11 protein-coding genes are annotated in these 11,977 nt (G+C 70.9%); 7 read left to right on the forward strand and 4 right to left on the reverse strand.

What is annotated here, in order from left to right; translation table 11 throughout:
• Nucleotides 1–98 precede the first annotated feature (98 nt).
• The 4 genes from ACIQMJ_RS39675 to ACIQMJ_RS39690 form a co-directional block, all read right to left on the reverse strand.
• Nucleotides 99–1,022, reverse strand: coding sequence for a hypothetical protein (locus tag ACIQMJ_RS39675; RefSeq protein WP_499766175.1), 924 nt, complete (start codon nt 1,020–1,022; stop codon nt 99–101).
• 238 nt (nt 1,023–1,260) lie between these two features.
• A complete protein-coding gene (locus tag ACIQMJ_RS39680) occupies nt 1,261–1,638 on the reverse strand; it encodes a hypothetical protein (RefSeq protein WP_499766176.1) in 378 nt (125 codons plus the stop codon).
• Between the two features lie 49 nt (nt 1,639–1,687).
• Nucleotides 1,688–2,434: a SigB/SigF/SigG family RNA polymerase sigma factor gene (locus ACIQMJ_RS39685; RefSeq protein ID WP_499766177.1), complete on the reverse strand. Its 747-nt coding sequence runs from the start codon at nt 2,432–2,434 to the stop codon at nt 1,688–1,690.
• Entirely contained in the window at nt 2,431–2,793 is a 363-nt protein-coding gene (locus tag ACIQMJ_RS39690; RefSeq protein WP_499766178.1) for an ATP-binding protein, read from the reverse strand. The genes ACIQMJ_RS39685 and ACIQMJ_RS39690 overlap by 4 nt, the downstream gene beginning before the upstream one ends.
• A gap of 213 nt (nt 2,794–3,006) precedes the next feature.
• Between ACIQMJ_RS39690 and ACIQMJ_RS39695 the strand changes: the two genes are divergently transcribed.
• The 7 genes from ACIQMJ_RS39695 to ACIQMJ_RS39725 form a co-directional block, all read left to right on the forward strand.
• Nucleotides 3,007–3,792 carry an ABC transporter ATP-binding protein gene (locus tag ACIQMJ_RS39695; RefSeq protein ID WP_499766179.1) on the forward strand — a complete coding sequence of 262 codons (786 nt, stop codon included), beginning with the start codon at nt 3,007–3,009 and terminating at the stop codon, nt 3,790–3,792.
• Complete coding sequence (locus tag ACIQMJ_RS39700) at nt 3,789–4,607, forward strand: ABC transporter ATP-binding protein (RefSeq protein WP_499766180.1); 819 nt, start codon at nt 3,789–3,791, stop codon at nt 4,605–4,607. The genes ACIQMJ_RS39695 and ACIQMJ_RS39700 overlap by 4 nt, the downstream gene beginning before the upstream one ends.
• Complete coding sequence (locus ACIQMJ_RS39705) at nt 4,604–6,457, forward strand: AMP-dependent synthetase/ligase (RefSeq protein WP_499766181.1); 1,854 nt, start codon at nt 4,604–4,606, stop codon at nt 6,455–6,457. Before ACIQMJ_RS39700 ends, ACIQMJ_RS39705 begins: the two co-directional genes overlap by 4 nt.
• On the forward strand, nt 6,454–7,341 hold the full coding sequence (locus ACIQMJ_RS39710) for a branched-chain amino acid ABC transporter permease (protein ID WP_499766182.1): 888 nt from the start codon (nt 6,454–6,456) through the stop codon (nt 7,339–7,341). Before ACIQMJ_RS39705 ends, ACIQMJ_RS39710 begins: the two co-directional genes overlap by 4 nt.
• Nucleotides 7,338–8,438 carry a branched-chain amino acid ABC transporter permease gene (locus ACIQMJ_RS39715; protein WP_141982011.1) on the forward strand — a complete coding sequence of 367 codons (1,101 nt, stop codon included), beginning with the start codon at nt 7,338–7,340 and terminating at the stop codon, nt 8,436–8,438. The genes ACIQMJ_RS39710 and ACIQMJ_RS39715 overlap by 4 nt, the downstream gene beginning before the upstream one ends.
• A gap of 13 nt (nt 8,439–8,451) precedes the next feature.
• On the forward strand, nt 8,452–9,744 hold the full coding sequence (locus ACIQMJ_RS39720) for an ABC transporter substrate-binding protein (RefSeq protein WP_499766183.1): 1,293 nt from the start codon (nt 8,452–8,454) through the stop codon (nt 9,742–9,744).
• A 155-nt stretch (nt 9,745–9,899) separates the two neighbouring features.
• Nucleotides 9,900–11,977 (forward strand): WXG100 family type VII secretion target (locus ACIQMJ_RS39725; protein WP_499766184.1); only part of this gene is annotated, 2,078 nt, incomplete at its 3' end.

Here is an 11,977-nt window from a genome sequence, read left to right on the forward strand (position 1 = left end):
GATCGGGCCAAGCCGCGTCGAGTCGGACATCGCAGGCCCCGGCATCGCAGGGGCAGGCGGACGCGGCTCAGCTGAGGGCGACTCGAGGCCGGCCGGGGTCAGTCGCGGAGCAGCGCCCCGACGTCCTCGTGCAGCCGGACCGCCCCGCCGACGAGCACGATCTCGGCCCCGCACTCGACCGCCCGCAGTGGCAGCACCTCGTCGGCCCGTCCGCCGTCGATCTCCTGCGAGCCGACGAGCGTGTCGGTGAGCAGCAAGGTCTCCACGCGGCCCTCGGCCAGGGCTTGGCTGACCGGGAGCAGGCCGTGCACGGCGCGTCCCGTCATCCGGGTGGACTCGTCGCGGAACCGTTCGACGACTGCTCGGCGCGCGTCCTGGTTCGCCCGGCCGGCCAGGTGCAGGACGGCTCGGTCGGGCGAACCCTCGACCTCCACCACGAGGTGGTGGTAGCGGGTCGGGAGGGCGACGCGCAGGGATCGCCGGCCGGCCAGCGGGCCGGCGAGGACGAGCAGCGGTGCGCCCAGGCGGTCGACCAGGGTGGTGGCTTCCTCGGCGACGTCGGCCAGCTCCTCGGCTTCCAGGCGGCGTCCCGGTCGGCGGGCGCCCACCGAGGCGACGGCCACCGGGCGGCCGGTCGGGTCGACGCCGCGCAGGTCCGCGCCGTGCTCGCCGACCTGCACGACGACGTGCGGCAGGAGGGGCTCGGACAGGTCGACCAGCGGAAGGATGTACGGGAGCGGGCCGCAGCGGGCCGTGTAGCCGGACGGTGGGACGGGGACGTACTGGTCGACCAGCACGCGGCCGCTGCCCACGACCAGACCGCGGCCGGCGAGGCCGCGGGGGGTCACGCCGGACATGATCGCTTTGTGCGCCAACGCCACGAGGTAGGGGTCGGCGTTCATGGCCTGGAGCTGGTCGCGCATCGCCCGCCACCGCAGGTCCACGTGATCGCCGACGTCGAGGAACACGGAGACGAACGGCCCCTCGACGTCGACCAGGTTGTGCAGACTCGCCGTGTGCATCGGTCCTCCCCGTTCGGGTCATACGGTTGATACCCGAAAGGGGGGTGGTGCAACCGCCTTCACCGGCAACGAGAACGCCACCCGAGACGGTCGCGAAATGCGGGTTCACGCGCGAGGAAGAGGGGAAGAGGGCGCGCGGAAGAGGAAGAGGGGAAAGCGCGGAGGAAGAGAAGAGGGTGCGAAGGGAAGAGGGTGTGTGAAGGAGGGGAAGGGGATGGTCGCGGGTGGGGGAGGGCGGTCAGCGGGAGTCGGCGATGCGGCGGGCGCGTTGTTCGCACCACGCGCAGCTCTCGGCGACGGCCACGGACGCGAAGCCGATCAGCAGGTGCACCGCGTTGCCGGCGAACCCGGCGTCCATCGCGCCACCCGGCTCGCCCACCCCGAACGCGAACACGACCAGGAACACCACGCCCATCATCGAGCCGACCAGCCGCGCCACCCGCGTCCGCACGGCCGCCGCCCCGATCACGGCGCCGGTCACGACGTGCAGCACGCCCAACCGCGGCTCGGAACGCACGAAGTCCACCACACCCCACGCCACCAGCAGCACACCCAACAGCAGAGCTGTCCGCTGCGGCCACGACAGCTTCACCAGGCCCGTCACCACCGCGACCACCTCTCCTCGTCCAGCCCGTGTCGGAAGGAAGGGCCCCGGTCGGCGAGCGCTACTCGTCGTCGAGCAGCGACCGCAACCGGGCCAGTGACCGGCTCAGCAGTCGCGACACGTGCATCTGCGACACGCCGACCGAGTCCGCGATCTGGCTCTGCGTCATCCCCCGGAAGAACCGGAGCACGACGATGCGCCTCTCCCTCTTGGGTAGCCCGCGGAGCATCGGATCCAACGCGTGTTGCAGCTCGACCACCTCCAACGCCGGATCGTCGCTGATCAGGCGGTCGGCGTGGTTCAGCTCCTCGCTGATCGACTCCTCGTCCAACGACAGCAGGTGGTACGCCGAGGTGGCGTGCAGGCCCTCGTACACCTCGTCCACCCCGATGCCGAGGTGGCGGGCGACCTCGCTGGGCGTCGGCGTCCGCCCGGACACGCGGGACAGCTCGACGCGCGCGGTGTCGATGGCGACGCACAGCTCCTTCAACCGCCGCGGCACGCGCACCGCCCACCCCTGGTCGCGCAGGTACCGCCGGACCTCGCCGGTGATCGTCGGCACGGCGAACGCCAGGAAGTCGATCCCGCGCGTCACGTCGAACCGGTCGACCGCGTTGATCAGCCCGACCGCCGCCACCTGCCGCAGGTCCTCCACCGACTCGCCGCGCTCGGCGAACCGGTCGGCGATGTGCCTGGCCATCGGCAGGTGCTCGGTGACCAGGCGGTCACGCAGCCGCTGGTAGTGCTCACCGTCCCGCTCGGCTTCCGCCAGTTCGTGGAACAGCGGCTGGTAATCCACGGCGTTCATGCCCGACACCTCAACTCGACCCGCAACCGGCCCTCCCCGTCAACCCAGGTGGCCACCGCGTCGGTCACGGAACTGACAACCCGCCAGTACAACGAGTCATGATCGGGGACGGTGACGGCCGATGAGCGGACCTCCGCCTGGAAGCGCACGGAATCACCTTGCCGGGCGAACCGGCACACCATGACGGCCGAGGGGTCCAGGGTCCGGGAGATCAGGGCGCTGCACGCCTCGTCGACCGCGATGACGAGGTCGATGGCCATCTCCGGCGTGCGCTTCGCGATCGCGGCGGCGACCGCGCGAACGGTCGAGAGGTAGGCGGGTCTGGCCGCCACCCTGAGCTCCACCTCCGAGCCGTTCATGTGTGGCGAACGCTCCTCACACCCTCGTGGTCGGTCGCCGGGGGCATACCCACCGACCCCCGCCGCTACACCAGTCCACACAGGACTGAGCAACAGAATCGAGAAAGCCGAACATGCGGTGGGCTGGTTCATCACGGTTTGCGAACAGCGGTAGGTAACCCTGTGACTGGAGTCATACTGATCGCCTCCCCGACACCCCCACGGAGGCGCCTGGTGCTGGAGGCGAACAACCTCGAGGTGGTCTACGACGACGTGATGCTCGTGCTGCGCGGCGTGAGCCTGAGGGTTCCCGAAGGGCGGATCGTCGCCCTGCTCGGCGCGAACGGAGCGGGCAAGACCACCCTGCTGCGCGCCCTGTCCGGCCTGCTCGACGTGCACGACGGCAAGGTCACCCGCGGTCGGATCACGCTCGACGGCGAGCCGATCCACCGCTCGTCGCCGACGCGCATCGCGACGCTCGGCGTGAAGCAGGCGCTGGAGGGCAGGCGCATCCTGGCCGAGCTGACGGTCGAGGAGAACCTGCGCATCGGCGGGCACAGCAGGCCGCGCGGCATCAAGCGGAACCTGGACCGGATGTACGAGTTGTTCCCCCGGTTGCGCGAGCGGCGGCGGCAGAGCGCGGGCTACCTGTCCGGCGGTGAGCAGCAGATGCTGTCCATCGGCCGGGCGCTGATGTCCGAGCCGCGCTACCTGCTGCTGGACGAGCCGAGCCTCGGCCTGGCCCCGCTCATGGTCCAGCAGATCCGCGACCTCATCGTGAAGATCAACTCGTCGGGCACGACCGTGCTGCTGGTCGAGCAGAACGCGACCATGGCGCTGTCCATCGCCGACCACGGCTACGTGCTGGAGACCGGCAAGGTCGTGATGGACAAGCCCGCGGCGGCGCTGCTCGCCGACGAGGACGTGCGCGAGTTCTACCTGGGCCTGCGCGGCGAGGGCGCCACGCAGTCGTTCCGCGACGTGAAGCACTACAAGCGGCGGAAGCGGTGGTTGTCGTGAAGCCCGAGAACGGGAACGCCGAACCCTGGACCAACGTGCTCGAAGTCAGGGACGTGACGCTGGCGTTCGACGGCGTCACGGCCGTGGACGGCGTGTCGTTCCACGTCGCCGCGGGCGAGCTGTTCGCCATCATCGGGCCCAACGGCGCGGGCAAGACGTCGATTTTCAACGTGCTGTCGGGCGTGTACCGGCCGCAGCGGGGCTCGGTGCGGTTCCGGGGCGAGGAGGTGCTGGGCCGGCGCCCGCACCGGATCGCCGCCATGGGCATCGCCCGGACGTTCCAGAACATCGAGCTGTTCGCGCACCTCACGGTGGTGGAGAACCTGATGCTGGGCCGCCACAACCACATGCGGTACGGGGCGCTGGCCGCGTTCGCGTGGGTGGGCAGGGCCCGGCGTGAGGAGCTGGCCAACCGGGCCGCGGTCGAAGAGGTGATCGACTTCCTGGAACTGGAGCAGTGGCGGCGGCTGCCGGTGGGCCTGCTGCCGTACGGCGTGCAGAAGCGCGTGGAGCTCGGGCGGGCGCTGGCCATGGAGCCGAAGGTGCTGCTGCTGGACGAGCCGGTCGCGGGCATGAACGTCGAGGAGACCGAGGACATGGCGCGGTTCGTGCTCGACGTCCGCGACGAGCTCGGCATCGCGATGATCATGGTCGAGCACGACATGGGCCTGGTGATGGACCTCGCGGACCGGGTGATGGTGCTCGACTTCGGCAAGCCGATCCGCACCGGCACGCCCGCCGAGGTGCAGCGCGACCCGGACGTCGTGCGCGCCTACCTCGGCGAGGCGCACCAGAGCGTGGGAGGTTCGGCATGACCGCGACGACCGCCACCGGGCTCACCACCGTCGTCACCCGCGTGCGCGACCGGGCCCTGAAGACACCCGACGCCGTCGCGCTGCGGGCCAAGGACTTCGGCATCTGGCGCGAGGTCACCTGGTCGCAGTACTGGGCGCAGTCCGAGCTGGTCGGGCACGCCCTGCTGGCGCTCGGCGTCGACCCGGGCGACCGGGTCGCGATCCACTCGGAGAACCGCCGCGAGTGGCTCTACGCCGACGTCGGCGCGGTGGCCGTGCGGGCGATCACCGTGGGCCTGTACCCGACGAACCCGGCGAGCGAGGTCGCCTACCTGCTGTCGCACTCCGGGGCGCGGGTGCTCATCGCCGAGGACCAGGAGCAGGTCGACAAGGCGCTGGCCGTGCTCGACGCCCTGCCGGAGCTGGAGCGCATCGTCTACCTCGAACCGCGCGGCATCCGGCACCGCTACGACAACCCGAAGCTGCTGTCGTGGGACGACTTCCTGGCCCTGGGCCAGGAGCACCGCGCGGGCAACCCCGACGCGGTCGCGCGCCGGATGCGCGAGGTCGAGCCGGACGACGTGATGACGTTGATCTACACCTCGGGCACGACCGGTCCGCCCAAGGGCGCGATGCTGACCGTGGCCAACGTCGAGTTCGCCGTCGAGTCCCTGATCGAGGGCGGCGGCTTCACCGACCCGCCGCCGTCGCCCAAGGACATCACGCTGTCCTACCTGCCGCTGTGCCACGTCGCCGAACGCATCTTCACCACCTGGTTCAGCGCGTCGGCCGGGGTGCAGGTGCACTTCGCCGAGTCCATCGAGACCGTGCAGGCGAACCTGCGCGAGGTGCAGCCGACGATCCTGTTCGGCGTGCCGCGCATCTGGGAGAAGGTGCTGGCGGCCATCACGATCAGCGCGTCCAGCGCCACCCGGCTCAAGCGGGCGACCACCCGGTTCTGGCTGCGGGTGGCCGACGGGCTCGGCGAGCAGCTGGTGCGCAACGGCGGCAACCACACGGTCACCACGCGGCTCAAGTACGGCGTGGGCTGGCTGTTCTGCTTCCGCGCCCTGAAGACGCGGATCGGCATGCGGCACGTCCGGTACGCGTCGTCCGGCGCCGCGCCCATCTCGCCGCAGGTCCTGCGGTTCTTCATGGGCATCGGCGTACCGATGCACGAGGTGTACGGGATGACCGAGAACAGCGCCGTCGCCACCGGCAACCGGCCCGGCCGGGTGAAGGTCGGCACGGTCGGCGAGCCGCACCCCGGCGTGGAGCTGCGGATCGCCGACGACGGCGAGATCCAGACCAGGCACGCGGGCGTGTTCGCGGGCTACTGGCGCGACGAGGACGCCACCCGGCGGGCGATGACCCCGGACGGCTGGCTGCGCACCGGCGACGTCGGCGAGTGGGTCGACGGCACGCACGTGCGCATCACCGACCGGATGAAGGACATCATCATCACCGCGGGCGGCAAGAACGTGGCGCCGTCCGAGGTCGAGAACGCGCTGAAGACCTCGCCGTACATCAAGGAAGCCGTCGTGCTCGGCGACCAGCGCCCGTACCTGGTGGCGTTGATCGGCATCGAGCACGACACCGTCGGCCACTGGGCCAGGCAGCGCGGGATCGCCTACACCACCTACCGCGACCTCGCGGAGAAGGACGAGGTGCGCGAGTTGGTGCAGGGCATCGTGACGGAGGTCAACGAGCGGTTCGCGTCCGTGGAGCAGGTCAAGAAGTTCCGCATGCTGCCCAAGGAGCTCGACCACGAGGACGGCGAGCTGACCGCGACGCAGAAGGTGAAGCGGTCGGCGCTGGCCAAGGTGTTCGGCGAGCTCGTGGACGACATGTACCTCGGGGGGCGCGGATGACCGAGTTCCTGCAATCGCTGGTCCGGGGCCTGGGCTCCGGGTCGATCTACGCGCTGCTGGCGCTGGGCTTCGTCATCATCTACAAGTCCACCCGGGTGATCAGCTTCGCCCAGCCGGCGTTCATGCTGGCGGGCGCGGTGCTGGTCAGCTACCTGGCCGCGGACGTCGGGTTCTTCGCCGCCGTGCCGATCGCCGCGGTGCTGATCGCGGTGCTCGCGCTGGGCGTGGAGCGGACCGTGCTGCGGCCGATGATCGGCAAGCCGGTGTTCGTGGTCGCGATCATCACCATCGGCGTGGACGTGGTGGTGCGCGTGGTGACCAACGCGTTCATCGGGCTGGACGTGCGGCAGGTCGGCGACCCGTGGGGGCTGAGCACCGTGACGCTGCTCGGCGTCGAGGTGCAGCAGCGCTACCTGGTCATGTTCGGCACGACGGTGGCGGTGGTCGCGGTGCTGTTCGCGTTCTTCCGGTTCTCCCGGGTCGGGCTGGCGATGCGCGCGGTGGCCCACGACCAGGAGGTCGCGCTGGCGCAGGGCATCTCGGTCGGCTCGGTGTTCGCGCTGTCGTGGGCCATCGCGGGCGGCCTGGCGGCGCTGGCCGGGGTGTTCGTGGCCACCGGCGCGGGCGTGGACCAGCAGTTGTGGGTGATCGCGCTCAAGGCGTTGCCGGCGATCATCCTCGGCGGCCTGGACTCGCTCGGCGGCGCGGTCGTCGGCGGGCTCGCGGTCGGGGTCGTGGAGTCGCTGGTCGGCACCTACCAGGGTGACGTCGCGCCGTGGCTCGGACCGAACTTCGCGCTCGTCGCGCCGTACGTGCTCATGCTGGTCGTGCTGCTGCTGAAGCCCTACGGGCTGTTCGGCAGCAAGGAGGTGGAGCGGCTGTGAAGGGTCGTCCGGAGCTTTACACCTCCTATGAGCAGGACATGGCGTTCCTCAACACGCGCCCCAAGCGGACGTGGACGGGAGCGTTGGTGGTGGTGGCGCTGCTGGTGCCGTTCGCCATCACCGACGACCTGCTCATGCTGCTGGCCACGGGGTTCGTGGCGGCGATCGGCGCGATCGGGCTGAACATCGTGACCGGGTACGCGGGGCAGGTGTCGCTGGGGCACGCGTTCTTCCTGGCCATCGGCGCGTACACCGGCGCGGCGCTGTCGGGCGACCCGGACGGGCGGGTGCTCGGGTTCGGCGTGACGTCGCTGCCCGTGTGGCTGCTGGCGTCCGGCCTGGTGGCGGGGCTGGCGGGGCTGGTCGTGGCGCCGATCGCGGTGCGGTTGCGGGGGCTGTACCTGGCGATCGTGACGCTGGGGCTGGTGTTCCTCGGCGAGCACGTGTTCCGCGAGTGGACGTCGTTGACCGGCGGTCCGGGCGTGGGGCGGCCGGCGGCGGTGCCGGAGCTGTTCGGCGTGCGGCTGGACCGGCCGTCGGAGTTCTTCAGCGGGCCGCAGCAGCTGTACCTGCTGATGTTCGTGCTGCTGGTGATCTTCGCGGTGCTGGCGCGCAACCTGGTGCGGTCGCGGATCGGGCGGGCGTTCGCGGCGGTGCGGGACCGGGACCTCGCGGCGGCCGTGATCGGCGTCGACCTGACCCGGTACAAGGCGCTGGCGTTCGCCGTGTCGTCGTTCTACGCCGGTGTCGCGGGCTCGTTGTTGTTCGTGGTCAACGGGTTCTTCGACCCCGGCTCGTTCGGCCTGCTGCTGTCGGTGCAGTACATCGCCATGGTGCTCATCGGCGGTGCGGGCACGATCTCCGGCGCGATCATGGGCGCCTTGTTCATCACGCTGCTGCCGCGCATCACCCGGGAGCTCCCGGCGGTGTTGCCGTTCATCAGCTCGGACGCGACCGGTGCGGTCACGGTGTTCCAGGTCGAAGCGGTCCTGTACGGGCTGCTGATCGTGGTGTTCCTGATCGTGGAACCACGTGGCCTGTTCGGTATCTGGGTGCGCGTCCGCAACTACTGGCGCACGTGGCCTTTCTCGTACTGAAAGGGTGGATGGGATGGCAAGTCACAGAGCGGTGCTCGCGGTGCTCTCCGTGGTGGCGCTGGCCGCTGTCGCGTGCCGCGGCGGCGACGGCGCGGCCCCGCAGGAGGGCAAGGGCGGTATCAAGGTCGACTTCGGCGTGACCAGCGAACCGTGCCCGGACACCGGTCACAGTGACCGGGGCTGCATCTACCTCGGGTCGATCTCGGACCTGACCGAAGGGCCGTTCAAGACGCTCGCGGTGCCGATCACGGAGTCGCAGAAGGCGTTCTGGAAGCGCGTCAACGACCAGGGCGGCATCGGCGGCTACGACGTCGACGTCACCACCTACGTCAAGGACAACAAGTACAACCCGCAGATCCACAACCAGGTCTACCAGGAGATGAAGGGCAAGATCCTGGCCCTGGCGCAGACCCTGGGCTCGCCGACGACCGCGGCCATCCTGCCGGACCTGGAGACCGCGCAGATGGTCAGCGTGCCCGCGTCGTGGACGTCGCTGTGGGGCGTGGAGGAGGTCGTGCTGGAATCCGGCGCGAACTACTGCGTCGAGTCGATGAACTCCGTCGACTACGCGGTGGACGAGCTGGGGGCGAAGAGCGTCATGGCCGTGCACCTGCCCGGTGACTACGGCGACGACGCGGCGGCGGGCGCGAAGATCGCCGCCGAGAAGCGGGGGGTGACGTTCAGCAACGCGGTCACCCAGACCGGCCAGGACAACCAGGGCGGTGCGATCGACGCCGTGCTGGCGAACAAGCCGGACGTCGTCATCCTGACCACCGGGCCGACCGACGCGGCGGTGATCATCGGCCAGACGGCGGCGCGCGGGTTCAAGGGCAAGTTCATCGGCACGTCGCCGACGTGGAACCAGGGCCTGATGCAGAGCCCCGCCGCGCCCGCGATCAAGGCGCTGTACCTGCAGTCCGCGCCGTGGAAGTCGTGGGCCACCGACAGCCCGGGGCACAAGGCGCTGCGCGAAGCCCTGCCGAGCGTGACGCCGAACGACGGCTACACGGCCGGGTGGGTGTGGTCGTACCCGTTGAAGGCGGCGTTGCAGAAGGCGGCCGGGAACAAGGACCTGACCCGGGCCGGTGTGCTGGCGGCCGTGCGGCAGTTGAACTCGGTGGACTACGAGGGCATGTTGCCGGACGGGGCGGGCAACTTCGCGGGCAACTCGAACGACGCGGCGTTCCGGCAGACGTTGATCTACAAGCCGGACGAGCAGGCGGCGACCGGCGTGGGTCTGGTGGAGGACTTCTTCACCGGGCCGACGGCGAAGGACTTCAAGTTCGAGAAGCCCTGCTACACCTGATCCACCGGCGGTGACGCACCCCGGTCGCGCTCGTCGCGGCCGGGGTGTCGTCGTTCCGGGCCGTTGCTCCGATCGAGTCATGTGGAGCGGAACGGGAACCCGTCGGCACCCGGTTGCGCCAGGGTGGGTCGTCCGAGACGACGGGGGGTCGTGCGGTGGCGGAGTCGAACGACCTGGTGGTCGCGCCCGACGCGGAGCCGGGTGGGGTGTTCAACGCCGGTACGGGTGACAACGGTTGGGCGACGGGGATCTCCATCGCGGAGTCGGCGATGGACACGTTCAACGGGATCAAGGACGGGAACTGGGTCGAGGCGGGCCTGGGGATGGTCGGGTTGGCCGCGGACGCGGCGGCGATGGCGATCGACCCGTTCGGGACGTTGATGTCGTCGGCGGCGTCGTTCCTGATGGAGCACGTGCAGCCGCTGAAGGACGTGCTGGACTGGCTGGCCGGGGACCCGCCGGTGATCGAGTCGTACTCGGCGACGTGGGGCAAGGTCGCCGAGGAGCTGGGCAAGATCGCGGAGGAGTACAACGCGGGGGTCCAGCGGGGCACGGCGGGGTGGACGGGTTCGGCTGCGGAGTCCTACCTGACCAACTCGAAGGTCCACGGTGACGCTCTGACGGGTGCGGCGTCGGCCGCGGGGACTGTCGGGACCGTGGTCGGCTTGATGGGCATGGTGGTGGGGTTCGTGCGCGAGATGGTGCGCGACCTGATCGCCGATCTGGTGGGCAAGCTGATCGCGTGGGTGTTGGAGGCGGTGTTCTCGCTGGGGTTCGGGACGCCGGTGATCGTGGCTCAGGCCGTGACGGCGATCTCGAAGTGGGCCGCGAAGATCGCGAAGATCATCCAGGACCTGTTGAGCACGATCAAGAAGGTCTCGCCGATGCTGAAGCGTCTGGTGGAGGTCTTCGAGAAGATCATGAAGGTGGTCGGCAAGCTGGCCGGCAAGGTGACCGGTCTGGACGTGCTGGACCCGAGCAACATCAAGAAGGGCGGCTTCCTGCAGACGGGGAAGGCCGACATCGACACCCCGTCCGGCAGCCCGGACACGAGCCCGTCGGGCACCGGCCGCGACACCGGCACCGGCAACCCTTCTTCTTCCTCCTCCTCCGAACCACCGGCATCGAGCCGCCCCGACACCACCTCGACGTCCAGCAGCACCGCCACCGACGCACCCCCGACCTCCCGCCCGGGCCGCGGCGACCCGACCGACCTGCCACCGTCCGCACCCCGCCCGGGCCGAGACCCGAACAGCCCGGACAGCGAGCCACCCCGCGGCACCACCGCACCCGGCGGCAACACTCCTGGCGCCAGGCCCACCGGCAACTCACCCCTCGGGGAACACCGGGGTGGCCCCGGGGGCCAGCCCGCACCGGGCGGCAACGCGCCTGTTGGCGAGCACCGGGGTGGTCCTGGCGGTCAGCCCGCGCCGGGCGGTTACGGCAACGGTGGCCCGAGCGGTGGCGGCAGCCCTGGCAGCGGGACTGGTGGCGGCACTGGTGGTGGTTCGCACGGTGGCGGCAGCCCCAGTGGTGGCGCGCCGAGTCCGGCTGCTCCTTCCCATCGGGTCGACCAGACCTCCGCGGCCACGGCTGCGGCTCCCCAGGCCCCGTCCCGCCCCGACCAGCCCCACACCGGCAACAACCCCACCGGCAGCAGTCCTTCTGCCGGTCCGGGCGCGGGCGGCACTCCGCCGGCCGGCGGCGGCATGCCCGGCGGGGGTGGCGCGCCGGGTGGCGGCGCACCCGGCGGCGGTACTGGCGGTGGGCGTCCGGGCGGCGGCGCGGGCTGGACCGGGACTCCCGGCAGCCGGGGCGACCTCGGCTCCGGCATCCCGGCCGCACGCGGTCCCGAGAACGTCACGCCTTCACACCGACCCTCGGGCACAAGCCCTTCGAACACCGGCCCCTCGCACGCAGGCCCGCCGCATCCCGGCTCGCTCCACGCCGGGCCGCTCAACGCTGGGCAGCCGCATGCCGGGCCGCCCCAGGCAGGCCCGCCGCATCCCAGCTCGCCTCACGCCGGGCCACCGCACGCCGGCCCGCCCCAGAACGGACCGCGACCCGCAAGTTCGCCGAACACCAGCCCGACACACACGAACCCATCGCACGCGGGGCCGCCGCATGCCGGGCCGCCGCACGCGGGGTCGAATCCGTCGCACACCCGTCCGCAGGGCGGCCCGATCCCGCCCCACGCCGGACCGCCGCGCACCAACGCGCCGCATTCCCCGAA

It is taken from the genome of Actinosynnema sp. NPDC091369 (assembly GCF_044757065.1).
Classification (GTDB): Bacteria; Actinomycetota; Actinomycetes; order Mycobacteriales; family Pseudonocardiaceae; genus Actinosynnema.

Excerpts from the sequence above, each read along its gene's own strand:
- ACIQMJ_RS39675 (WP_499766175.1), bottom strand. The coding sequence starts at position 1,022 with ATGCACACGGCGAGTCTGCACAACCTGGTCGACGTCGAGGGGCCGTTC.
- ACIQMJ_RS39685 (WP_499766177.1), bottom strand. The coding sequence starts at position 2,434 with ATGAACGCCGTGGATTACCAGCCGCTGTTCCACGAACTGGCGGAAGCC.
- ACIQMJ_RS39690 (WP_499766178.1), bottom strand. The coding sequence starts at position 2,793 with ATGAACGGCTCGGAGGTGGAGCTCAGGGTGGCGGCCAGACCCGCCTAC.
- ACIQMJ_RS39705 (WP_499766181.1), top strand. The coding sequence starts at position 4,604 with ATGACCGCGACGACCGCCACCGGGCTCACCACCGTCGTCACCCGCGTG.
- ACIQMJ_RS39710 (WP_499766182.1), top strand. The coding sequence starts at position 6,454 with ATGACCGAGTTCCTGCAATCGCTGGTCCGGGGCCTGGGCTCCGGGTCG.
- ACIQMJ_RS39720 (WP_499766183.1), top strand. The coding sequence starts at position 8,452 with ATGGCAAGTCACAGAGCGGTGCTCGCGGTGCTCTCCGTGGTGGCGCTG.